The sequence below is a fragment of the Microbacterium sp. NPDC091662 genome (genome assembly GCF_044756705.1).
In the GTDB taxonomy this organism is placed as follows: domain Bacteria; phylum Actinomycetota; class Actinomycetes; order Actinomycetales; family Microbacteriaceae; genus Microbacterium.
On record NZ_JBIVTM010000002.1, the window covers coordinates 652007 to 674624 of the forward strand.

27 protein-coding genes are annotated in these 22618 nt (G+C 70.3%); 12 read left to right on the top strand and 15 right to left on the bottom strand.

The annotated features are described in order from the left end of the window. Window position 1: 1 nt before the first annotated feature. From ACIQLD_RS16435 to ACIQLD_RS16500, 14 genes are all read right to left on the bottom strand, one after another. Window positions 2-1465 (bottom strand): flagellar hook-length control protein FliK, encoded by a 1464-nt coding sequence (locus ACIQLD_RS16435; RefSeq protein WP_402609672.1) that lies wholly within the window; start codon window positions 1463-1465, stop codon window positions 2-4. Beyond that, window positions 1462-1896 carry a hypothetical protein gene (locus tag ACIQLD_RS16440; protein ID WP_402609674.1) on the bottom strand — a complete coding sequence of 145 codons (435 nt, stop codon included), beginning with the start codon at window positions 1894-1896 and terminating at the stop codon, window positions 1462-1464. The genes ACIQLD_RS16435 and ACIQLD_RS16440 overlap by 4 nt, the downstream gene beginning before the upstream one ends. Next, complete coding sequence (locus tag ACIQLD_RS16445) at window positions 1893-3188, bottom strand: FliI/YscN family ATPase (RefSeq protein ID WP_402609676.1); 1296 nt, start codon at window positions 3186-3188, stop codon at window positions 1893-1895. The genes ACIQLD_RS16440 and ACIQLD_RS16445 overlap by 4 nt, the downstream gene beginning before the upstream one ends. After that, the gene (locus ACIQLD_RS16450; protein WP_402609677.1) at window positions 3185-3790 is read right to left on the bottom strand and encodes a FliH/SctL family protein; all 606 of its coding nucleotides are present in this window, start codon (window positions 3788-3790) and stop codon (window positions 3185-3187) included. The genes ACIQLD_RS16445 and ACIQLD_RS16450 overlap by 4 nt, the downstream gene beginning before the upstream one ends. Next, complete coding sequence (fliG, locus tag ACIQLD_RS16455; RefSeq protein ID WP_402609679.1) at window positions 3780-4784, bottom strand: flagellar motor switch protein FliG; 1005 nt, start codon at window positions 4782-4784, stop codon at window positions 3780-3782. The genes ACIQLD_RS16450 and fliG overlap by 11 nt, the downstream gene beginning before the upstream one ends. Beyond that, entirely contained in the window at window positions 4781-6403 is a 1623-nt protein-coding gene (gene fliF / locus ACIQLD_RS16460) for a flagellar basal-body MS-ring/collar protein FliF (RefSeq protein ID WP_402609681.1), read from the bottom strand. The genes fliG and fliF overlap by 4 nt, the downstream gene beginning before the upstream one ends. Next, window positions 6403-6708: a flagellar hook-basal body complex protein FliE gene (fliE, locus tag ACIQLD_RS16465; protein WP_402609683.1), complete on the bottom strand. Its 306-nt coding sequence runs from the start codon at window positions 6706-6708 to the stop codon at window positions 6403-6405. Before fliE ends, fliF begins: the two co-directional genes overlap by 1 nt. Then, the gene (locus ACIQLD_RS16470; RefSeq protein WP_402609685.1) at window positions 6708-7100 is read right to left on the bottom strand and encodes a flagellar basal body rod protein FlgC; all 393 of its coding nucleotides are present in this window, start codon (window positions 7098-7100) and stop codon (window positions 6708-6710) included. Before ACIQLD_RS16470 ends, fliE begins: the two co-directional genes overlap by 1 nt. Further along, on the bottom strand, window positions 7097-7438 hold the full coding sequence (locus tag ACIQLD_RS16475) for a flagellar basal body rod protein FlgB (protein ID WP_402609687.1): 342 nt from the start codon (window positions 7436-7438) through the stop codon (window positions 7097-7099). The genes ACIQLD_RS16470 and ACIQLD_RS16475 overlap by 4 nt, the downstream gene beginning before the upstream one ends. 112 nt (window positions 7439-7550) lie before the next feature. Beyond that, window positions 7551-7847 carry a hypothetical protein gene (locus tag ACIQLD_RS16480; RefSeq protein ID WP_402609689.1) on the bottom strand — a complete coding sequence of 99 codons (297 nt, stop codon included), beginning with the start codon at window positions 7845-7847 and terminating at the stop codon, window positions 7551-7553. Continuing rightward, window positions 7844-8230 carry a flagellar export chaperone FliS gene (fliS, locus tag ACIQLD_RS16485; RefSeq protein ID WP_402609692.1) on the bottom strand — a complete coding sequence of 129 codons (387 nt, stop codon included), beginning with the start codon at window positions 8228-8230 and terminating at the stop codon, window positions 7844-7846. The genes ACIQLD_RS16480 and fliS overlap by 4 nt, the downstream gene beginning before the upstream one ends. 2 nt (window positions 8231-8232) lie before the next feature. Beyond that, window positions 8233-9621 carry a flagellar filament capping protein FliD gene (fliD, locus tag ACIQLD_RS16490; RefSeq protein WP_402609694.1) on the bottom strand — a complete coding sequence of 463 codons (1389 nt, stop codon included), beginning with the start codon at window positions 9619-9621 and terminating at the stop codon, window positions 8233-8235. A gap of 69 nt (window positions 9622-9690) precedes the next feature. Beyond that, window positions 9691-10521 carry a flagellin gene (locus ACIQLD_RS16495; protein WP_021198928.1) on the bottom strand — a complete coding sequence of 277 codons (831 nt, stop codon included), beginning with the start codon at window positions 10519-10521 and terminating at the stop codon, window positions 9691-9693. 109 nt (window positions 10522-10630) lie between these two features. Beyond that, on the bottom strand, window positions 10631-11431 hold the full coding sequence (locus tag ACIQLD_RS16500) for a sigma-70 family RNA polymerase sigma factor (protein WP_402609696.1): 801 nt from the start codon (window positions 11429-11431) through the stop codon (window positions 10631-10633). Window positions 11432-11627: 196 nt separating this feature from the next. On the opposite strand from ACIQLD_RS16500, the gene ACIQLD_RS16505 reads away from it, so the two are divergent. The 10 genes from ACIQLD_RS16505 to ACIQLD_RS16550 are packed head-to-tail and all read left to right on the top strand — an operon-like array spanning window position 11628 to window position 19808. Beyond that, window positions 11628-12110 carry a flagellar protein FlgN gene (locus ACIQLD_RS16505; RefSeq protein ID WP_402609698.1) on the top strand — a complete coding sequence of 161 codons (483 nt, stop codon included), beginning with the start codon at window positions 11628-11630 and terminating at the stop codon, window positions 12108-12110. Window positions 12111-12123: 13 nt separating this feature from the next. After that, window positions 12124-13533, top strand: coding sequence for a flagellar hook-associated protein FlgK (flgK, locus tag ACIQLD_RS16510; RefSeq protein WP_402609700.1), 1410 nt, complete (start codon window positions 12124-12126; stop codon window positions 13531-13533). Window positions 13534-13546: 13 nt separating this feature from the next. Next, entirely contained in the window at window positions 13547-14428 is an 882-nt protein-coding gene (gene flgL, locus ACIQLD_RS16515) for a flagellar hook-associated protein FlgL (RefSeq protein WP_402609702.1), read from the top strand. Further along, window positions 14425-14796, top strand: a complete 372-nt coding sequence (locus ACIQLD_RS16520; protein ID WP_402609704.1) for a flagellar assembly protein FliW — start codon at window positions 14425-14427, stop codon at window positions 14794-14796. The genes flgL and ACIQLD_RS16520 overlap by 4 nt, the downstream gene beginning before the upstream one ends. Before the next feature lie 60 nt (window positions 14797-14856). Further along, window positions 14857-15474: a tRNA (adenosine(37)-N6)-threonylcarbamoyltransferase complex dimerization subunit type 1 TsaB gene (tsaB, locus tag ACIQLD_RS16525; RefSeq protein ID WP_402609706.1), complete on the top strand. Its 618-nt coding sequence runs from the start codon at window positions 14857-14859 to the stop codon at window positions 15472-15474. After that, on the top strand, window positions 15471-15959 hold the full coding sequence (gene rimI, locus ACIQLD_RS16530) for a ribosomal protein S18-alanine N-acetyltransferase (protein WP_402609708.1): 489 nt from the start codon (window positions 15471-15473) through the stop codon (window positions 15957-15959). Before tsaB ends, rimI begins: the two co-directional genes overlap by 4 nt. Further along, entirely contained in the window at window positions 15956-17023 is a 1068-nt protein-coding gene (gene tsaD / locus ACIQLD_RS16535) for a tRNA (adenosine(37)-N6)-threonylcarbamoyltransferase complex transferase subunit TsaD (protein WP_402609710.1), read from the top strand. Before rimI ends, tsaD begins: the two co-directional genes overlap by 4 nt. Then, on the top strand, window positions 17020-17505 hold the full coding sequence (locus ACIQLD_RS16540; RefSeq protein ID WP_402609712.1) for a hypothetical protein: 486 nt from the start codon (window positions 17020-17022) through the stop codon (window positions 17503-17505). The genes tsaD and ACIQLD_RS16540 overlap by 4 nt, the downstream gene beginning before the upstream one ends. Window positions 17506-17509: 4 nt before the next feature. Further along, the gene (locus ACIQLD_RS16545) at window positions 17510-18652 is read left to right on the top strand and encodes a hypothetical protein (protein WP_402609714.1); all 1143 of its coding nucleotides are present in this window, start codon (window positions 17510-17512) and stop codon (window positions 18650-18652) included. Next, window positions 18642-19808, top strand: coding sequence for a hypothetical protein (locus ACIQLD_RS16550; RefSeq protein WP_402609716.1), 1167 nt, complete (start codon window positions 18642-18644; stop codon window positions 19806-19808). The genes ACIQLD_RS16545 and ACIQLD_RS16550 overlap by 11 nt, the downstream gene beginning before the upstream one ends. 7 nt (window positions 19809-19815) lie before the next feature. Here the strand turns inward: ACIQLD_RS16550 and ACIQLD_RS16555 are convergent, their stop codons facing one another. Next, a complete protein-coding gene (locus ACIQLD_RS16555) occupies window positions 19816-21021 on the bottom strand; it encodes an SAM-dependent methyltransferase (protein WP_402609718.1) in 1206 nt (401 codons plus the stop codon). Window positions 21022-21179: 158 nt separating this feature from the next. Between ACIQLD_RS16555 and groES the strand changes: the two genes are divergently transcribed. Beyond that, complete coding sequence (groES, locus tag ACIQLD_RS16560) at window positions 21180-21476, top strand: co-chaperone GroES (RefSeq protein ID WP_017203655.1); 297 nt, start codon at window positions 21180-21182, stop codon at window positions 21474-21476. Window positions 21477-21654: 178 nt separating this feature from the next. Continuing rightward, window positions 21655-22587: an EamA family transporter RarD gene (gene rarD / locus ACIQLD_RS16565; RefSeq protein WP_402609720.1), complete on the top strand. Its 933-nt coding sequence runs from the start codon at window positions 21655-21657 to the stop codon at window positions 22585-22587. Window positions 22588-22618: the final 31 nt, after the last annotated feature.

Sequence of the window (22618 nt, forward strand, 5' to 3'; positions counted from 1 at the left end):
ATCAGGCGAAGACTTCGATGCCGCCGTGCGGCGCGACGAGGGAGGGAGGCGATGTCGGGTCCGCGGGCGAGGACGGATCGGAGGGCAGCCCGCCGTCGGGCACCGGGCGCCCGGCGTTCGCGTCTCGCCCGGAGGGGGTTCCGGTTCCCGACTGGCCGTGGGTCCCGGCGGCGGTGCCGCTCGCGGAGCCGTTCCCGTTGCGGGTGCTGTTGCCCGGGCCGGAGTGCTGCGGATTCGACGATGCGGGTCCGTCGTCCGCGCTTGACAGCAGGAGCGAGGCGTGCGGCGCTGCGGCGGCCAGGTCGCGGCGCAGGTCGACGAGGATCGCGCGGAGCGCCTCTCGACCGAGATCGTTCGGCGCGTGCAGCTCGATGTGGATGGCACCGCCGGAGATGTGTGCACGCACAGTCACGGGACCGAGGTTCTCCGGCGATACCGTCAGAGTGAGACTGTGGTCACCGTCCGAAGCCTGGGCGAGCGACACCACGGGCGCGGTGATCTGCGGGAGCAGCGTGGGTCGGACGGCCGGGACCGCGGCCGGAGCCGCGGCAGAGGTGACGGGCGCAGGAGCGGGTGTGCCGCCGACGGCGACCGGGGACACCGGCGTGTCATCCGCCGAGGCTGCCGGGGCGGGAGAGGCCGGGGGAGCGGATGTCGAGGCGACGGGGGCGTGCGTCGCCGGTGACGGCGAGCCGTCGGAGGCCGCCGTGTCGGTCTCCGACGGCCCCGACGTTGCCGCCGGGGGCGCGCCGGTCGGTGCTCCCGTGACGCCTGCGGCGCCAGTCGTGGCTCCGCCCCCGACGCTGATGCGCGTGGCCGTCGAGGCGGACGGGGCGCCGGTCGGCTCCCCGTCGCCCACGGCAGCCGTCGAGGCGAGCGTGGCGCCGTGCGGGGAGGGGGCGCCGGGCGCTTCGGGGGTGGAGGCCGTCACCGCTGCGAGCATGCGGGGCTGCACCGTCTCGGGCGCGGAGAGCCGGGGTCGCGCCGCGCCGGCGGCGGGCGAGACGGCGGTTCCCGCTTCGGAGCCGGGCGCGAGGATCGAACCGGCGTGCAGGGCGAGAGCGACGGCATCGGCCGGGTCGGCGACTGTTCCCGCACCGGGATCCGTCGATATCGCGCCCCCCGGAGTGGGCAGCGGGGCGGCGGGCTCAGCGCCCGTCGCATCGACGACGGCGGTCACGCCCTCGTGCGGGGAGGGCACGGGAGCGGTCTCTGGTGCGGGGAGGGTCACCGGCGGGAAGGCGGCGGTGAGCGCGGAGGGTGTGGTCGGGGTGTCCGCCGGGGCCTCGTCCGTCGATGCGCCGGTGGAGGCGCCATCCGTGTCGTCGGGGGTCACGCGCGAGGCGTCGAGGATCACGTCGGCGAACGCCGCAGCTCCCGGCGTCGCCTGCCGGGAGTGCGACGGGGAACCAGGTGCGCGCTGGACACGCGCATCGAGCAGGTCCACGATGCCGAGATTCGTCATGAGGTGCCCTCCGTGGGGGTGTTCGTGCTGCTGCGCGAACCGATCTCGTCGAGCTCCGCCTGCTCGGCATGCAGCTCGGCCGCCCGCACCTGCAGAGCGTGCGCCTGAGCGAGCCGGTCGAGTCCGCGCATCGCCCGCCGAGCCTGTGCGTGCTCGGTCCGTGCCTGATCGACCGTCTGCTCCTGCAGCTCCGAGAGCGTCGTGAGGTCGGCGAGCAGAGTCCGACCGGCCACTCGGGCCGCAGCGAGAGCGGCGAGGGAGCGGACGTCGACGGCCTCGCTCCCGACACCCGAGAGGTGAGCGCGCAGGGACCGGTCGCGGGCCTCGGTGTGCTGGGCGTCGATTACAGCGCGGGAGAGACGCTGAGCCGCCGCGCGCTCCTGGATCTCGCGCACGCGGAGGAGACCCGCCAGAGAGAAGGAGCGCGTCATGAGACTCCTCCGAACCCGGCGACGAGCTCGTCCAGCCGCCGCCACGATTCGGCGATCTCGCTCGTCTCGTCGAGGGACTGGGTGAGGAAGGAGCTGATGGCCTTCTCATGGGCGATCGCTGCGTCGATGCGTGCGTCCGCTCCGGCCTGATAGGCGCCGATGTCGATGAGGTCGTTCGCGCGACGGCGGGCCGCGAGCACGGCGCGCAGCGCGGCCGCGTGCGCTCGGTGCTCGGGACCGGTGACCTTGCCGGCCACCCGTGACACCGAGCCGAGCACGTCGATCGCGGGGTGGTGCCCCGAGAGGGCGAGGGAGCGGTCGAGCACCACGTGGCCGTCGAGGATCGACCGGACCGTGTCGGCGATGGGTTCGTTGTGGTCGTCGCCGTCGACGAGCACGGTGTAGATGCCGGTGATCGAGCCGCGCGTGTCCGTGCCCGCCCGTTCGAGAAGACCGGCGAGGAGGGAGAACGTGGAGGGCGGATAGCCCCGGGTGGCAGGAGGCTCCCCGGCGGAGAGACCGATCTCGCGTTGCGCCATCGCCACGCGGGTGAGCGAATCCATCATGAGGATGGCGTGGGCGCCGTCGTCGCGGAAGGCCTCGGCGATCCTCGTGGCGGTGTAGGCCGCACGGATGCGAGCCATGGCCGGCTGGTCCGATGTCGATACGACGACGACCGAACGCGCGAGCCCTTCGGGCCCCAGGTCGTCTTCGATGAACTCACGCACCTCGCGCCCGCGCTCGCCGACGAGGGCGATCACGGTGACCTCGGCTTCCGTGCCGCGCGCGATCATCGACAGCAGCGAGGACTTGCCCACACCGGACCCGGCGAAGAGGCCGACGCGCTGCCCGCGTCCGACGCTCACGAGAGTGTCGAGCGCCCGCACCCCGAGCGGCAGGGGAGAGTCGATCCGGTCGCGCCCCATGATCGAGGGGGGAGCGTGATCGAGGCTCACGGGAACGGCGCCAGTGAGGGGACCCTTCCCGTCGATCGGTCGGCCCAGACCATCGAGGACCCGTCCGAGCAGCGCGGCACCGGTCGGTACGCGCAGCGCGCCTCCGCGTGCGCGCACCGGCGCCCCGACCGTGAGACCTGTCACCGGGGCGAGCGGCATGCAGCGAAGCCCGCCTTCGCCGATGGCGACGACCTCGGCGTCGACGCCGTCGAGCGTCACGACGTCGCCGACCGCCCCCTCGAGGCCGCGCACCTGCACGCTCAGCCCTCGTACCTGGGAGACCTCGCCGACCCGCTCCGGTCGCACCGCTTCGCGCACCGCGCCCCAGGCGTTCATGCACGGACCTCGGCCAGGGCGCGTCTGGCGCGTTCGAGCGCGCTGGCGATGCGGGCGTCGATGTGGCCGTGGGCCAGGGTCGCGACGGCGTCGCCCCGGGCGAGAGTCTCGTCGGCGATCAGTGCGACGCCGGCGGGGTCCGCTGCCGAGTCCCTGAGCGTCCGGAGGTCATCCGGATGCAGGCGCACCTCTCGGATCTCGGTCTGATCGACGCCGGTGATCGCTCGTCGGGCGGCGGTCGCAGCGGCAGCACCCGCGTCGGAGAGCTCGCCGACGACGATCAGCTCCGCGAGTTCGATCGCGTACCGCAGCAGCTCGTCCTGCGCGGTGGCGGTCAGCTCGCGTTCGCGCGCGCCCAGCGACCGTGCGGCCGCGTGCAGCGCGTCGACGGCACTCGCGATCTCGCCGGCCTCCGCCGCGTCGCGGGCAGCCCGGGCATCCTCGGCCACGCGCTGCGCGGCTTCCGCCTCGGCGCGGCCGGCACGAAAGCCTTCCGCATGTCCGTCGGCGTAGCCGCGCATCTTCGCCCTGGCATGCTCCTCGCCGCTCTCGCGTCCGTCGAGACGCGGGAACAGCACCGGCGAGAAGGCATCAGTAGACATACTCGTCCTCGTCCGCGCGCTGCACGGTGATGTCGCCCGCCGCCTCGAGGGCACGGATCGTGCGCACGATCTCGGCTCGGGCCTCCTCGACCTGCGACACACGCACCGGTCCGAGCGTGCGGGCCTCCTCGTCGAGGTTCTCCCTGTTGCGCTCGGAGACGTTGCGCCGGATGAGGTCGGCGATCGGCTGGTGTGCGCCCTTCAGCGCCAGAGCCAGGGAGCGGATATCCATGCCCCGCAGCACGCGCTGCGTGTCGCGGTCGTCGAGCTTGACGATGTCCGCGAAGGTGAACATGCGCGAGCGGATGTCTTCCGCCAGGGCGCTGTCCCTGTCCTCGATGCTCGCCAGCAGCGCCTTCTCGACCGTGGCTCCGGAGCGGGCGATGATCTCGACGAGCGGCTCCACGCCGCCGAGCACCTCGGGAGTGTCGCGAGCGGCGAACGTCCCGGTCCGCGCCTTGAGTGCATCCGCCACGATCGCGATGGCCTCCTGCGATGCGGTCCCCATCGTCGCGATCGCATGCGCGACATCGGTTCGGGTGGGGTCTGGCACGGCGGCCAGCACCGCGGCGGCGCGGTCGGTCGGCAGGTGCGCGAGCACCAGGGCGACCGTCTGGGGGAGCTCGCCGTCGAGGAGAGTCGCCAGTTGCGCGGGGTCGGCGGATCCGAGGAACTCGAAGGAGGACGTCATCGAGGCGGAACCGACTCTGCCGAGCACGGCGGCGGCACGCTCGGCGCCGAACGTCGCCTCCAGCAGCCCCGCGGCGATGTCGCGGCCACCGCGGGCGGGCGGCAGGTGTCCTGACGCGATCCGGTGGAACTGTCCGAGCGCCTGGGCGGTGGTCGCCGCATCGAGGTTCTGCAGGTCGATGATCTCGGCGGCGACGGCCTCCGCTTCGGATTCGGAGAGATGCTTCATCACCTCGATCGCCTGTGCGCGATCGAGGTTCATCAGCACCACGGCGGCGGTCTGCCGATCGGTCAGTCCGGTCATACCTGCTGCCTGTCGTCGATGAGGGTGCGCAGCAGGTCGGCGGTGCGCTTCGGGTCCTGTCGGGTGAGGGAGTCGATCTCGGCGCGGCGGCGCTCGAGGCTGACCTGCGCGGGTTCCGGGTCGGGTTCCGGCTCGGGGTCCGGTGTGGTCTCGAGGAAGGCCAGCGGCGTGGTCGGCGACTGATCGATCGCGGCGGTCGCACCGGCGTCGAGGGCGGAGAGCGCCGGCGGGCGCGCGCCGAAGAGCTGGTCGAACTCGGTGTCGGCGCTGCTGCGTCGGCGTGCGCGCATGATGAGGGCGGCCAGGCCGGCGAGCAGAGGGATGGCGATGGCGGCGGCGATGATGATCGTGTTCAGCAGCACGGCCTGACGCTCGGCGCCCTCGGCGTCCTTCGCCGCCTGGAGCGCGGCCTGCGCCGCCTCGGAGCTGGTCTGGTTGAACGACACGAGTTCGACGGCGATCGAGTCTCCGCGCTCGGTGTCGATTCCGGCGGCGCTCTCGACCAGGTCGCTCAACTGCGCGGTGCTCAGATCGCCGCCGGCCCCCGCGTCGACCGCGACCGAGACCGACTGGCGCAGCAGCGATCCGGCCGGTGTGGAGGTGCTCTGCGTGCTCTTGTTGACAGCGTTGGTCTTCGAGGTCTCGGTCGACTCGGAGGTGCCGTCGCCGTCGGCGGACGGCACCGCGATGTTGTCGGGGCCGAGCACTCCGGCGTTCGAGCTCGAACCGTTCTGCCTGTCGGTCCTGGTCTGCTCGGTGAGTGGGGGAGCACCCTCGGCCGGTGTGTAGGTCTCTTCGACGCGCTCGTTGACGGAGTGGTCGATCTCGGCGACGACGGTCACCTTGGCGTTGCCAGGCCCGACGACGGTGTCGAGCATCTGCTGCACGTTCGCCGTCACCCGCGCCTCGTAGTCGCTGGCCTGCTGATCCAGGCCGCCGGTGGTCCCGACGCCCGCGGCCGAGAGCGTCTGACCGCTCTGGTCCACCACGGCGACGTTCTCGGGCTTCATGCCGCTGACCGCTGCCGAAGTCAGGTGCACGATGGCCTCGACCTGCTTCGCTGACAGCGTCGAGCTGCCAGACGTCTCCACGAACACGGAAGCGGTGGGGTCGATGGTCTCCGAGACGAAGACGCTCTCCTCGGGGATCGCGAGCTGCACCGATGCGGCGGTCACGCCCTTGATCGAGGAGATCGTCGCGGCGAGTTCGCCCTCGATCGCGCGCTTGAAGGTCACCGACTGCTGGAACTCGCTCGTCGTGACGCCCATCTTGTCCAACAGGGAGTAGCCACCAGAGCTCGAGCCGGGCAGCCCTGCCGAGGCGGCGGCGAGCCGCTGGTCGTAGACGTCCTTCTCGGGGACGAGCACGGTCGCTCCGCCGTCGGCGAGCTCGTAGGGCACCGACGACGATCGCAACTGCTCGACGACGGCGTTCGCGTCGGAGGCGCTCATGCCGGAGAACAGCGGAGTGTACGTCGGGCGGCTGAGCCAGCTGGAGAGCGCGACGATCCCGAGGGCGAGCACGGCGACGCCGATGATGGCGATCGTTCGCTGCGCGAGCGAGAAGCCCGCGATCACGCGTCCGATCCGCTGGAACACGTTGGTGACAGCCTGAGGCATCAGGCCTGCATCCGCATGATCTCGTTGAACGCGTCGACGCCCTTGTTCCGCACCGCGGCGACGAGTTCGAGCGTGACGGACGCGCGTGACGACGCGATCATCGCGGAGTGGATGTCGTCGAGGTCGCCGGTGACGGCTGCGACCTTGAGCTTGTCGGACTCGGACTGCAGGGATCGCAGCTCGTCGATGGCACCGGTCACGCTGTTCGCGAAGGCGGTGTCGTCGGCGGCCTTCGGGGTCGCGGGGGCGGGCGGGGCGAGTGTGAAACCGGACGAGATGGCGTCGATGCCGGGGAGTGAGGCCATCAGCTGCGTCCGATCTGCAGGGCGGATTCGTAGGAGTTGCGCGCGCGGTCGACGATGGCCGCGCTGGCCTGGTAGCCGCGCTGGGCGAGGATGAGCTGGCTCATCTGGTCGCCGAGGTCGATGTCCGGATAGCGCACGTAGCCGTCCGCGTCCGCGAGGGGATGATCGGGTTGGTGCACGAGGCGTCCCTGCGCGCTTCCCTGCACGGTGCCGGCCACGTACACGCCGGGGGACTGGTCGCTCGTCTGGGCGAGGATGTACCTCGCGCGGAAGGCCGCCCCGTTGCTCGGAGCGGCGGTGTTGATGTTGGCGATGTTGTCGCTGATGGCATCGAGCCACTTGCGGTGCACGGTCAGGCCGGTGCCGGCGATGCCGATCGCGTCGAAGGTCATGAGGTCCTCATCGCGGTGCGCATCGACGTGAACGACCCGTTCACGGCCTGCGTCGCGAACTGATAGCGCAGCATCGTGTCGATGCTGGACAGGGTTTCGGTGTCGAGGTTGACGTTGTTGCCGTTCAGACGTGTGGGCTCGAGCGAGGTGCCGACCGTCGCCCCCACACGTCCGTCACCCGCATCGATCGAGCGGGCGAGTGCCGCTTCGAACTGCACACGCTTGGCGTGATAGTTCGGGGTGTTGATGTTGGCGATGTTGTCGGAGATCGCGCGCTGGCGCTGCGCGAGGCCGTCGAGCGCACTCGTCAGTGCGTTGATGGTCACAGAATCGAACACGAACCGGCTCCCCGTGTGTGGCTGGTATGGCCGATCCATGGCCGAGTCTTGCGAGCCATCCGTGCTCTCCCTGCTCTATCGGCAGGATCTTCCGCGATGTTAGGGAGCGGTCTCACCCGTCGACGTCGAGGTAGGCGGGCTCTTCGGGGCGACGCGTGCTCGGCACGCGGCTCACGGCTCCGAGATGCTGGCGGAGTCCCTCGAGATCCGCGCGGGTGCGCTCCATCGCCGAACGCTGCAGCTCGACCACGTGCCTGGCGCGGTCGGCGAGTGCGGCCGGAAGGGGGGTGGCCGGAGGGGTCCACGGGGCGATGTCGGCGTCGGCCGCAGTGCCGGGGGCTGCGGCGAGGATGCGTCCGGCGTCCTGCTCGAGCCGGTCGAGCATCGCAGTCCACTCGTCGAGGCTCACGACCGCGCCTCGGCCACCGTGCGCGCGGCTTCGTGCCAGGCATCCCGCAGGGGGGAGATGATCTCGTGGCAGGCGTGCGTGCGCTCCGGATCGCGACCGATGTTGGCGCCGATCAGCGTCTGCGACAGGAAGAGGTACAGCGAGCGCAGGCCCGCACTGCCGTTCCAGTCGTCGGTGAGCGACGACGACAGCTCGGAGACGATCGCCTGCGCGTGCTGCAGCTGGGTGTTCGCCTCTTCCCAGTCCTGGGCGCGCTGGGCGATCTCGCCGCGTTCGATGTCGAGCAGCAGGCGGTCGTAGAGCATCGTCACCAGGCGCTCGGGCGGTGCCGACAGCACGGCGTCGTCACGGTAGCGCTGCTGGGCGCGCAGGGCGGCGTTCATGTTCACTTCCCCGAGTTCGAGCTCGAGCCCGGAAGGGCGGCGATCTGCGACGACAGGTACGACGACTGCGACTGCAGTTGCGACAGCATGACCTCGAGGCGGGCGTAGGTGCGTTCGAGGGTGGTCTTGCGCTGCGCGAGACGAACGTCCCAGCGCTCCATCTGCTCGCCGAGACCCTTGACCTCGCTCTCCTGTCCGGTGATGCGCGTGGTGAGCAGGCCGTCGTACTTGTCGGAGTAGACCTTCGAGGTGTCCTGCACACGCGAGGCGATGTCGGAGAACAGCCCGGCGACGGCGTCCGGATCCTTCGCGAGCGCCTCGGCGAACTTCTCCTCATCGAAGCTCAGCACACCGTACATGTCTGTCGAGATGCCGATCGACGAGGGCGAGACGCCGTTCACCGGGTGCTGCACCGCATCGGCGAGGGCCGTGCGGAGTCCTCGGACCGCGCTGTCGCCGGTGAAGACGCCCAGGGTTGTCTTGTCACCCTGCTTGGCGGCGACGGTCGCTTTCGAGCCGTTGTCGATACGGGTCAGGATGTCTTTGACCGCGGCGATGAAGTCAGCGGAGGCTTTCGTGCGAGCGGCGGTGTCCACGGCGACGCCGATGGTGACGGGCGCGGTGGAGACGGCGGAGACGGTCACGTCGACGCCGTCGAACAGGTCCGTGAAGGTGTTGCTCGACGAGGTCAGCACCTGCTCGGCGCTGGTGCCGGCCCACAGTCGCACCTGGGCGTCGGCGCCCACATCGATGACGGCGGCTCCCGTCTCGGTGGAGATGTCGGAGGCGGTGCCCGCAGCGACCGCGGCGGCGTCCCCGCGGTAGGCGCGGAACTGTCCTGCTTCGCCCGAATCGGCGGCGCGCAGCTGCAGGCGGTGCATCAGGTTGCCGTCGGCGTCGCGTCCGGCGGGGACGGCAGCGGCGACGATGCCGAAGCCAGCTTCGTTCACGGCCCGCGCGACGTCCTGCATCGAGGTGGAGTCGGCGGTGACCTGCACCCGCTCGCCCTTCGCGTTCTCGAGGGTGATGACCGGCGGGTCTGATGGCCAGCCCTTCGAGGCGGCGGAGACGATGGTGTGGTTCTTGGCGACCTTGTCGACGACGATGTCGGCGGAGAGCGGAGCAGCACCGGTGCGGGTGGCGACGGTGACGGTGGGCGACGACGATGTGGTCGTGAAGCGGGCCAGTCCGTCGCGCGTCGCGGCCTTCTCCGCCGCTGTGGCGAGGTTCTGCACCGCGGTGTTCAGGGTTCGCAGCTGGGTGACGATGCCGTTCTTGTCATCCATCTTCGCCTTGAGCAGCGAACGGGGGATGGCCGCGACATCCATCAGCGCCTTGATGACCTCGGTGGTCTTCAGGCCGGAGACGAGGCCGTCGAGCGAGAGGGACATGGTCGCCTTTCCAGGTCGGGAGCGGACAGGGTCCGGGCGCCGGTGGGCGCCCGGACCCTATGACGTGGTTCAGCGCAGGAGCTGGAGCACGCCCTGGTTGGCCTGGTTGGCCTGGGCCAGCATCGCCGTACCTGCCTGGGACAGGATGTTCTTCGACGTGAACTTGACCATCTCGGACGCCATGTCGGTGTCGCGGATACGGCTCTCGGCAGCGGCGAGGTTCTCCGCCGACACGTTGAGGCTGTTGATGGTCGACTCGAAGCGGTTCTGCAGCGCACCGTAGCCGGCACGTGCGGTCGAGACCGCCTGGATCTGCGTGTCGATACCCGCCAGCGCGGTACCGTACGTCGCTGCGTCCGTCATGGTCGCCGCGAGCGTCTTGATGTCGGCACCGAGGGTGGCGAAGTCGGTCAGGGCGACCGAGATCTGGTCCTCGGCGGCGACGGAGCCCGCACCGACCTGGAACGTCAGCGTGTCGCCGCCCGAGAGCAGCTTGATGCCGTTGAAGTTCGTGCTGCCGGCGATCCGGGTGAGCTCATCACCGAGGGTGTTGATCTCCTTCTGGATCGCGTCGCGCGACTTCGCGTTGTTCGAGTCGTTCGCACCCTGAGCGGTCAGGTCGCGAACGCGCTGCAGGATCGAGTGGACCTCGGTCAGGGCGCCTTCCGCGGTCTGGATGACCGAGATGCCGTCCTGGGCGTTGCGAGCCGCGACGTTCAGACCGTTGACCTGCGAACGCAGGCCCTCGGAGATCGCGAGGCCTGCAGCGTCGTCGGCCGCGCGGTTGATGCGGAAGCCGCTGGACAGCTTCTCGAGCGACTTCGACAGGTCGTTCTGGGTGTTGGACAGGTTGCGGTAGGCGTTGAGGGCCGACACGTTCGTGCTGATCTGCATACCCATAAGGGTTCTCCTCCGTGAATGGTGTTGTGCGGGAGACCATCCGTGGTCTCCCGGTCACACCTATCGGCGGAGGAACGGCTCGCGTTAGCCGTGCGTGCGGGGAACGGATTCAGGCCGGTGCCGATTCACGGAAGACATCCGCGATCCGGGCGCCGGCAGCATCGGCGATCCGTGTGAAGTACGCATCGCGGGCGCCGACGGAGACGCGCGTGGTCGTTGCCGGTGCCGGGCCCTCGGCGAAGTACCGGTCCAGTGCATCGCGCAGAAGCCGGATCGCCTCGGACCGCTGCTGCGACACTGCGGAGTGCGTCACACCCAGCTCCTCGGCGATCTCCTTGACCGGTCGCTCGTCGAAGTAGACAGCCTGGACGATTCGGCGCATGCGTTCGGGAAGGGCGGCGACGGCCTGTTCGAGCACCTCGCGCCGTTCCCCGACGAGTGCCGATTCCTCGGGCAGGGGGATGTCGGCGGCGACGTCACGGGCAGTGGGGTCGTCGATGGTCGTGAGCGTCCTGGCGGCATCACCGAGCGCCTCGACGACCACGTCTTTGGGGACGCCCATCGCCGTGGCGACCTCGGAGGCGGTGGCGGTGCGGCCGAGTCCGGCGGTCAGGGTCTCGCGAACGGCGACGGTCTCCTTGATGCGTTTGCGGATACCGCGCGACGCCCAGTCCATCGAGCGCATCTCATCGGCGAAAGCGCCGAGGATGCGACGACGGGCATAGGCGCCGAAGGGCACGCCGAGGTCGGGGTCGAAGGCCTCGGCCGCGGTCACGAGCGCGAGCGCTCCGACGGCGGCGAGTTCGTCGCGGGGGATGTGGGTGGCACGGGCATGGGTCTCGGCGGCGAGGTATCCGACGAGAGGGAGGTTGCTCTCGATGAGCAGATTGCGCTCAGCGCGCGACGGCATGGGGGATGATCCACCTCTCTGGATGCACTCCGGAAGTTCCAAGGAGATGAACAGATGCACATATCACACTTCTTGTGATCCGTACATGGGGAGAACCGTCCACCGCCGTTCCACATAGTAACGTTAGGCGCGCGCTGGCCGATAGTGACGTTTGGCCGCGTTGACAGGCGTGGCGATCACTGGGGAAAAGGGGATCATGGGAGCCAACGAACTATCGATACAGCTGTGGCGTGAGCGTGAACTGCTCGAGATGCTGCTCTTCAAGCTCGACGAACAGCAGCTGCTGCTCGCCGCCGGGCGGTCCCAGTGGATCCAGTTCGCCGCGCGGGAGATCGATCAGGTGCTCGACAGGCTGCGTGGCGCGGGACTCGCCCGCACCGTCGAGGTCGCGACCGTCGCCGAGGAGTGGGGAGCTCCCGAGGCGACGACGATCCGCGAACTGATCGAGCACGCGCCCGAAGGCGCATGGCAGGAGGTCTTCGCCGATCACCTCCGCGCACTCACGAAACTCGCCGCCGAGGTGGAGCAGATGCGCGACGCCAATGCCGAACAGCTCAGCGGGGTGCTCCGTGCCACGCAGGAGACCATCGCCGCGCTCGGACACGACACCGGCGAGTACACGACCAAGGGTGACCGCGCACGCGACGACGCTGCGCGCATCATCGACACCGAGATGTGACCGAGAGGGGATCATGTCGACCTTCAGCGGACTGAACACGGCGGCCAGCGGACTGGCGGCCGCCCGGCGCGGCATGGACGTGGTCGGGCAGAACATCGCCAACCAGAAGACCGAGGGGTACACGCGCCAGCGAGTGACGACCTCGGCGGTCGCCGCGATTGCGCAGACCGGCCGGTTCAGCGTCGGGGCCCTCCCGGGGCACGGCGTCTCGATCGACGGCGTGGCGCGACTGGGCGATGCCCTCCTCGACGCCAGGGTGCGCGACGCCCTCGGCGCCTCGGGCTACTGGTCCACCAGGGCCGTTGCCGCGACCACGATCGAGGCATCCCTGGCCGAGCCCACCGCGAACGGACTCGCGGCGCGGCTGTCGAAGTTCTGGTCAGGCTGGCAGGACCTCGCGAACACTCCGGATTCCGGCGCTGCGGCATCGAGCATCCTCGAATCGGCGAAGGAGCTCGCCTCGCACATCGCCGGCGGGTACCGCAACGTCGCCACGCAGTGGAGCAACGCACGCGATACCGCCGATCGCACGGTCTCGCAGGTCAACGCGACCGCCGACCAGATCGCCGTGCTCAACGACGAGATCCGCGATGCGCTCGCCTCCGGCCGCTCGGCGAACGAGCTGATGGATCAGCGCAGCGTCCTCGCGCAGAATGTGGCGAGGATGTCCGGGGCCGCGGCGACGATCGAGGCCGATGGCACGATGACGGTCCGACTCGGAGGCAACGCGCTGGTCTCCGGTTCCGATTCCCGCCACCTCGTGCTGGCGGGTCCGGCCTCGATCGACTCCGGTCAGCGATTCAGCCTCTCCTGGGCGTCGGCGCCCGATCTTCCCGTGTCGATCGACGGCGGCGAGCTCGGCGCCTCGCTCTCGGTTCTCGCGCCGGCCGCCGAAGGCGGAATGCTCGCCGGTCTCGCTGCGACGTACGACAAGGTGGCGACGGCCCTGGCCGATGCGATGAACGCTCAGCACCGGGCAGGCGTCACCTCCTCGGGGCAGGCCGGCGGAGACTTCTTCACCGTCCCCGCCACCGGGTCCGCAGCGCTTGGCCTGAAGGTCGCCGTCGGATCGGCGTCCGAACTGGCGCTCGCCGCGCCGGGGTCGGGGGCGCTGGACGCGACGAACGCCGACCTGATCTCCCAGATCGGCCGGCGTGCCGGCTCTCCCGATGCGCTCTGGTCCGATCAGGTCACCCGGTTCGGGGTCGCCACGGCCGCCGACGTGCAGCGTGCGAAGCTCTCCGATTCCGCCGCGGTCGCCGCTGTCGGCGCGCAGCAGTCCGTCGCGGCCGTCGACGGCGACGAGGAGACGATCAGCCTGCTCACCTACCAGACCGCCTATCAGGCCGCAGCCCGCGTGATGACCGCGGTCGATGAGGCGCTCGACGTGCTCATCAACCGCACGGGTCTCGTCGGGCGCTGAGCGAAGGAGCACCGTGATCTCTCGAGTGACGTCATCCGCCATGACGCAGACGGCCATGCGCCAGCTGCAGTCCAACCTCTCGGAGCTGGCGCGTCTGCAGGAGCAGGCGACGTCTCAGCGCGCGTTCGCCGCCCCGTCCGACGACCCGGCTGCCGCTGCCGCCGCACTGGCGCTGCACGCCGAACAGCGCCGCACCGAGCAGTACGCGCGCAACATCGACGACGGTCTGGCGTGGGTCACGGCCGCCGACACCGCTATCACCGCGAGCACCGCTCTGTTGGGGCGCGTCCGCGACCTCACCGCGCAGGGCGCGAACGACGGTGCGCTCGACGCCACCGCCAAGGAGGCCCTCGCGGTCGAGCTCGAGGGCATTCGCAAGGAGCTCCTCTCCCAGGCCAACACCCGGCTGCTCGGCCGCTCCGTGTTCGCCGGCACCTCCGACACCGCAGCTTTCGCCGCGGACTACAGCCACAGCGGGGTGCCGGGAGCCGAGGTCACCCGGCGGGTGTCCGACGCAGCATCCGTGCGCGTCGACACCGACGGCGCCGCCGTCTTCGGCACCGGAGACGACTCGGTCTTCGCCCTCGTCGACAAGATCGTCGCCGACCTCCGTTCCGGCACGAACGTCGGTCCCCGTCTCGGCGAGATCGACAGCCGCCGCACGGCCATGCTCGGCGTGCAGGGCTCCGTTGGTACCAGACAGGCCCAGATCGAACGCGCCAAGGAGGCGGCAGTGCAGAATTCCGTGTCCCTCGAGTCCCGCAGGACGGCGGTGGAGGACGTCGATTCGATCGAGGTGCTCGTGCGCCTGCAGGCGCAGGAGCTCGTGTACCGCTCGGCGCTCGCCGTGAACGCTCGCGTGCTCCAGCCCTCGCTCATGGACTTCCTCCGATGACCGCCGCGCTGACCTTCCTCGCTCCGCCGCCGGGACTCGCGCCGCACGTCGACTTCGCCCTCGCGCCAGTGGAAGGCTCCGACGGACTGTTCTCGATGCGGGCCGTCGACGACTCCGCGTTGCGTCTGTACCTCGTCGACCCCCGGACCGTGCTGAGCGAGTACGCGCCGATCCTCACCGACGAGCAGGCCGACGGGCTCGCCCTGGATTCGCCGGAAGACGCGCTCATCCTCGTCGTCGCCCATCCCTCCTCCGAGGGTGTGAGCGTGAACCTCCTCGCCCCCGTGATCGTGAATCAGACGACGGGAGCCGCCTCGCAGGTGATCCTCGAGGATCAGGACTACCCCCTGCGCGCTCCCCTCGGCTGACCCGCGGACTTCGGCTCGTGCTGGCCGCTCTCCCCGGGAGACGGCGGCTAATCTGGAGTCGTGATCCTTGCCGTCGATACTTCCCTGGGCACGGCTGTCGCCCTCATCGATGCCGACGGGGCGCGACGCGCCGAAGCCGGTGCCGTCGACCCGCTCGGCCATGCGGAGGTCATCGGCGACCTTCTCGTCAGTGCTCTCCGTGAGGCGGGCGATGCGCAGATCACCCACGTGGTCGCGGGCATGGGGCCCGGTCCCTTCACCGGGTTGCGCATCGGCATCGCCGCGGCGCGTGCCTTCGCCCTCGGACGCGGCATCCCGGTGATCCCCGTCCCCAGCCACCTCGCAGCCGCACTCACGGCTCTGGAGACCGAGACAGCGCCCTTCGCGATCGTCACGGACGCCCGCCGTCGCGAAGTCGCCATCACCGTGTTCGACGGCCTCGACGACGATGGCATCCCGGTGACCGTCGCCGATACCGTGCTGGTGCGAGCCGCCGACGCCGACGTGCACCTCGGCGGCATCCGACGCATCGACGTGGCGACGCTCTCCGGGGCGGATCTGGCCCGGGTCGGGGCGCGCGCGCTCGCTGCCGGTCGTACTCTCACCGGTGACGAGCCCCTCTACATGCGCCACCCCGACGTGACGCTCCCCGGTGCCCCGAAGAGGGTGGGCACATGACGCTCCGCGACGCCACCATCGAAGACCTCCACGCGATCATGGCGATCGAGAACCGATCCTTCCCGACCGACGCCTGGAGCCCGGAGACCATGGCCGCCGAGCTCGCGAGCCCGCACGGCCGGTACCTGGTCGACGAGCATGAGGGCACGGTGGTCGGGTACGGCGGGGTGCGCGCCTTGCGGGGAAGCGCCGACGCCGACATCCAGACCATCGCCCTCCTCGCCGAGCACCGCGGGCAGGGGAGGGGCCGGATCCTGCTGCGCGCGCTGCTCGCGGCGGCCGCGGAGCGCGGTGCGCGAGAGATCTTCCTCGAGGTGAGGGCGGACAATCCGTCGGCGGAGGGACTCTACCTCGCCGAGGGGTTCGAGGAGATCGCGCGCCGACCGCACTACTATCAGCCCGACGACGTCGACGCGATCGTGATGCGTCGGGAACTGCGCGGTCACCCGGTGCCGGGCACCACGACCGAGGAGGCGAAGGCATGAGCGAACCTCTGGTCCTCGGCATCGAGACGAGCTGCGATGAGACGGGCATCGGCATCGTGCGCGGACGCACCCTGCTGTCGAACACCATCGCCTCGAGCATGGACGAGCATGCGCGATACGGCGGCGTCGTGCCCGAGGTCGCCGCGCGGGCACACCTCGAGGCGCTGCAGCCTGCGATCGACGCGGCGCTCGCCGAGGCCGGTGTGCGCCTGGACGACCTCGATGCGGTCGCCGTCACCAGCGGCCCGGGGCTCGCGGGCGCCCTGATGGTCGGTGTCGGCGCGGCGAAGGGCCTGGCCGTCTCCCTCGACAAACCGCTGTATGCGGTGAACCACCTCGTCGGGCACATCGCCGCCGACATCCTCACCGCCGACTCGGCTCCGCTGGAATACCCGACCATCGCACTGCTCGTCTCGGGTGGACACACGTCGTTGCTGCATGTGCGCGACCTCACCACCGATGTCGAGCTGTTGGGGGAGACGATGGACGACGCGGCGGGAGAGGCCTTCGACAAGGTCGCCCGCCTCCTCTCGCTGCCGTACCCCGGTGGTCCGGAGATCGATCGCGCGGCGGCCGACGGCGACCCGAACGCGATCCGGTTCCCCCGCGGACTGTCCCGTGCCTCCGACCTGGCGAAGCACCGCTACGACTTCTCGTTCTCCGGGCTGAAGACGGCGGTGGCCCGCTGGGTCGAGCGCTGTGAGGCCGAGGGGATCGACGTCCCGATCGCCGACGTCGCCGCGAGCTTCCGCGAGGCGGTCGTCGACGTCCTGGTCACGAAGGCGCTCGCCGCCTGCGCCGACCTCGGCGTGCCGCGCCTGCTGCTCGGCGGAGGAGTGATCGCCAACCGGCGTCTGCGCGAGGTCGCCCTGGAGCGTGCCGAAGCAGCCGGCGTCACGGTGCGCATCCCGCCGCTCTCGCTGTGCACCGACAACGGCGCGATGATCGCCGCGCTCGCCTCCGAGCTGATCTCCTCCGGTCGCCGCCCGTCGACCCTGGCATTCGGCGCGGACTCGACGCTCCCCGTGACCGAGATCCAGATCGCGGAGGCGGTGTCGGCATGAGCGACGTTCCCGGCTCCTCCGAGGCGACGCCCTCGACGACGCCGGCGGCGCGCATCGAACGTCCCAGCGGCGAGGTCGAGCACCCGGCAGGGACCGCCCGACTTCCCGGCGCCCCCCGTGACGGCTACACGAAGCTGCCGACGGGCCCGGTCGGCATCGAGCCGGTCGTCGTGACCGGTCCCGACATCGACGCTCCCGACGACACCGAGTGGGAGCCGTCGACGGGATCCGTGCCGATCGATGACACCCGCCTCGCGCCGTGGGCGCTGTTGGCCGCGATCGTGGCGCTCGGGGCGTCGTTCTTCGTCGGATGGGGGATCCCGGTCGCGGTGGTCGCGGTCATCGCGGCGATCATGTCGCTGCGTCGCCCCGTCGAGAACCGTGCGATCGCGCGCTGGGCGCTCGTGCTCGGTCTGTGCGCGACGGTGTACAGCCTGGGTTGGCTGGTCTGGGCGGGCATGCAGTTCGAGAAGCTCGGCTGATCCGATGCTCGACCCGGCCGAGCTCGAGGAACTGCCTTCCCTGCAGGCACGGGCCTACGGGCGCGAGGCCGCGCTCACTGACGCAGACGCCGTTCGACTGCGCGAGCTGGAGCGTCGCCGGGTCGCGGGCGTCGCCGAGCTCGGGGACCACGACGCCGCGGATCCCGACCGCGCGGATCCCGACCGCGCGGATCCCGACCGCGCGGATCCCGACCCCGCACCGATCCCTGGACCCGCACCGATCCCTGGACCCGTGATCGGACAGGGGCGCGAGGTCGGCGGCCGAGAACGCGACGCGGAGGGATACGCCTCCGAATCCACGGATGCCGAGGTGGCTCTCTCGCCGCTGTCATTCCCCCTCCGGTCGCATTGGCGCCTTCTCGCAGGTCTGGCGGTGACAATCCTCGTGGTCGGTTTGGGGGTCGGCTGGCTGGCCACCGGTATCACCGGGATCACGTCCGTCGAGTTGACCGCCGAGCAACATGATTGGCAGCGGGAGTTGGAGAGCGGCGGTGACTTCGATGCGGGCTCCGTCCGTGCGCTCGCGGTCGAGGAGGGGGCCGTGATCTGGACGGCCACCAAGGAGAAGCAGCAGCGCACCTGTCTGATCCTGCGCGCCGGAGAGGTCGTGGTGCCGAGCTGTGACCGCACCGAAGCGGTCGAAGAGGCGGGGATCTACGGGGTCATCACCGTCAGCGGCACCGCGTCCACGCAGCGGCAGGTCGCCGCGCAGATGCTGCTCGCTCCCTCGGGCGACCCCGCCGTCGCCGTCAACGCGTATGACTACGACACGGGCCCCGGAGGCGTCACGTACTCCACGCAGGCGGAGTCGCAGACCGCGGTGCGCCTCGTGGACGAGGGCTTCCAGGGCGACTCGCTCTGGGTGGTCGGTTACGACGGTGACGTTCCGGTCTGGATGGCGACGCAGCGGGAATCGCAGAGCCGATGCCTGATCCATGGCGGGTCGAGCCCGGATTCGCCGATGACCTGCGTGGATCCGGAGACGATGCAGGATCAGGACGCGAGCCTGGTGCTCAACGTCGTCGATGCCGACACCGGCGCCGTGACGCACCTGGAGCTCGCGGCGCGCCAGGGCCCGTCGTTCCTGGTCATCACACGGGCGGGAGGTATGAGCGGTGCTGGGTGAGGGGGAGGCTCAGGAACTGCGCGTATTGCAGCAGCGGGCCTATGGTCGTGACGGGGCGCTGACCGAGGCGGAGTCCGAGCGTCTGGACGTGCTCGAACGGGCGCGTCGCGCAGTTGTCCGTCCCGTTCACGCGGGCGCTCCGCCGAACGCCGCTCCTCCGTCGGAACCGATCGCCGATCACGCCGACGCCGCTGCGGAGCCCGACTCGAGTGGCCAGGACGCGGTGCAGACGCCGGATCAGTCCCTCTCCTCCGATCGGCCGGAGACGCTCGCTCGCTCGCTCGCTCATCACGCGCCGCGGCTTCTCGTCGTCGCGGCGGTGCTGCTCCTTGCCGGCATCGCCGCCGGATGGGCACTGTTCGCTCCGCGACCCGAGGGTATTCCCCTCACCGGTGAGCAACAGGAGCGCCGGGCGGCGCTGCAGGCGGACCCCGAGGTGTTCGATCCCGGTTCCGTGCGCGCAGTGGCGCAGAGCGACGTGGCACTCGCCTGGTACGCGACCCAGGACGACGGGAAGAGCCGGTGCCTGGTCCTGGACGTCGGCTCCCAGTCGCAGACGACATGTCTTCCGCAGGATCAGATCCGTAGCGGGCTCTCTGCGTCGCTGCCCGTGCCACCCGACACCGGCGAAGAAGAGGAGGACGCGAGCGAGGTGGTGAACGCCAGCCTGGTGCTCTCCACCACCGGAGAACCGATGGTGACTCTTCAACGGTGGGGTATGGCTTCCTCGATCCTGGGGTGGTTCGAGGGCGCTGAACGCGAACGCGCCGAGGCGCTTGTCGAGGAAGGCTACGAGCTCGGCCTCTCGCTGGTCGGTCGATTCCGCGGCGGTGACGTCTGGGTCGCCGACCGCGTGGCCGAAGAAGGCGCGACGGAGCGATGTCTGATCGTCGACGCCGAGGCTGCGGTGTCGTGCTCGCGGTTCGAGACTGCTCTGCAGGAGGGACTCGGGGTACAGGTCGCCGATGCCGGCCCGGACGGCGTCGTGTCGCGGGTCGTGCTGCTCGAACTGCGCTACACGCCGCAGCAGACGCCCTACCTGACCATCACCGATGCGCCGGTGACCGAGGTGGGGTCGGGCGACACCGTCCGAGTCGACGCGCCCCCCGGTGACCCCATCGTGGTCGAGCCGCCGGGTCGCGACGCGGAGCGTTGAGCGGGGGTCAGTTCGCCGCGGGCACCCGGTCGGCGAGGATCGCACGGCGCTGATCGCCGATGCGGGCCAGGATGAGCGTCGCCTCCTGGTCCCCACGCAGCGTGAGCTTCTTGCGGAACGCGGCGGGATCGACGTCGACTCCGCGCTTCTTGATCTCCAGGCGCCCGATGCCCTGCGCCTGGAGCGCGGCGCTGATCGCCTTGGCGTTCGCCGGCAGGGTCTCGCGCACCCGGAACGACTGCACGAACGGGCTCGTCAACGCCGCGTCGGAGGTCAGATAGGCGATGTGCTCGTCGAGCATCCCCGCCTCCAGACTCCGGGCGACCTCGCCGATCAGCCGCGCACGGATCACGGCGCCGTCCGGTTCGTGCAGGAACGCGCCGAGCTCGCGCACGGATTCGTCGGGGGCGTCAGCCGGTGCCGTGAGCTCGTGCGAGCGCTCGTCGCGGATCACGAGGGCCGCGCGGCGCACTCCTTCCCGGGCGAGAGCACCGCTCCAGACGACGAGCTCGACGACGCTGCCGTCGGCGCTGACCCACTGCGCCTCGGCGTCGGCGGGAAGCGTGTCACGGTCGTGCGCCGGTCCGAGCTTGATGCCGGTCGCATGGCGGTCCGCCACGTCGAACGCCCAGTCCAGCGAGGGGGAGTAGTCGTCGGCGGAGACGCGTCGGGTCTCGCTGTGCCCCGAAGTGCGTCTGGCCGGGTCCATCCAGACCGCGCCTCCCGGCTCCAGCGAGGAGAAGGCATCTTCGGCCGTGCGGTGGTCCACGACCGCGCTGCCGCCGAACGGGGCCAGGTTGTAGGCGGCGATCGCCGAGGTCACCTCGTCGGCGTCGACGGCACGCACATCGAGTCCGGCACCGGCGAAGGCGAGGGCGTCCCCGCCGATGCCGCAGCCGAGGTCGGCGACACGGGTGAACCCGGCGTGACGGATCCGCTGCGCGTGCCGGGCCGCGACCCCGAGCCTCGTCGCCTGCTCCAGCCCCGCGCGGGTGAACAGCATGCGTGCGGCGAAGGGTCCGAACTTCGCCGCGGCCTTGGACCGCAGGTGGGCCTGGCCGACGACGGCGGAGACCAGCTCGGGGGAGTGCCCGGCCGCGCGCAACCGGGAGACGGCGCGGGCGACGTCGGCGGTCGATCCGATGGTCCCGACCGCGTCGAGCAGCTCGAGACCGGCGGGGGTCAGCAGGGCGCGCAGCTCGGAGATCTCCACGTGCTCAGCCTAATTGCCCGTGCAACGGGCCGAACCGCAGCGGGCACTGGCACTCGCATTGCGTGAGTGCCAGCCGAGCGCCTAGACTGGATTAGCACTCTCGGGTTGAGAGTGCGAACAAGTCTTTCGTGTCAGCGTCAAGAAAGAAGAGGTAGACCGTGTCGGTTTCCATCAAGCCGCTCGAGGACCGCATCGTCATCAAGCAGGTCGAGGCCGAGCAGACCACCGCGAGTGGCCTGGTCATCCCCGACACCGCCAAGGAGAAGCCCCAGGAGGGCGAGGTCGTGGCGGTCGGCCCCGGCCGCATCGACGACAACGGCAACCGTGTTCCGCTCGACGTCGCCGTCGGCGACCGCGTGCTCTACAGCAAGTACGGCGGCACCGAGGTGAAGTTCGGCGCAGACGAGTTCCTCGTCCTGTCGGCTCGCGACGTCCTGGCGGTCGTCGTCCGCTGATCTGCGGAACCTGATTCCCGCCTCTCGTGAGGGGCGGAGCAAGGTCCTCGAGGGGCCCGGATGCGCATCGCATCCGGGCCCCTCTGCGTCCGCCAGCGGGCATCCGATTCCTGCCAAACTGCGACCGAGGGGTCGGGCGGCGCCGTTCGTCAGGGCACCGCGGGCATAGGGTTGTGCGGTGCCCCCAGAGTCGACTACCCGCGCCACGCAGTCCGCCGGAGTCGCCTACGCCGGTGGGGCGTACCTCCTCTGGGGTGTTCTACCGCTCTACTTCCTCCTCCTGGTTCCGACGGGGCCGTGGGAGGTCGTGGCCTGGCGGGTGCTGCTGTCGTTCGTCTTCTGCCTCCTGCTGCTCACGGTCATGCGCGGATGGGCGGCGTTCGGCGCCATCATCCGACAGCCGAAGCTGCTGGCCTGGACAGCGCTTGCCGGGCTGCTGATCTACGTCAACTGGCAGGTGTTCCTGATCGGAACCCTCAGCGGCAACGTGGTCGAGACGAGCTTGGGCTACTTCATCAACCCGATCACGACCGTGCTGCTGGGCGTCTTCGTGCTGAAGGAGCGCATCCGCCGGCTGCAGTGGGCCGCCATCGCCATCGCCGCGATCGCCGTCATCGTGATCGTCGTCGCCTACGGGGAGTTCCCGTGGATCGCGCTGTCGCTCACCGCGTCCTTCGGGGTCTACGGGCTCATCAAGAAGAAGATCGGTCCTGCCGTCGATGCGGTCAGCGGTCTGACGCTGGAGTCGTTCTGGCTGATCCCCATCGCCGTGGTGCAGTTGATCCTCGTGGCACAGACCACGGGGATCACGATGGGTGCGAACGGGTGGGCGCACGCGCTGCTGCTGGCTTTCGCCGGTGTCGCCACGGCGGTTCCACTGCTGCTCTTCGCCGCAGGGACGCGTCGCATCAACCTCACCGTGATCGGGATGATCCAGTTCATCACCCCCGTTATGCAGTTCCTCATCGGTGTCCTGGTCCTGTACGAACCGATGCCGGCCGAACGCTGGGCGGGTTTCATCATCGTGTGGGTCGCGATCGGCATCTTCATCGTCGACCTCCTCCTCGCCGCGCGTCGGGGCCGCAGGATTCCGCGGGTCGAACCGGCCTGATTCCGGGGCTCATCAGGTGGGGAACCCGGTG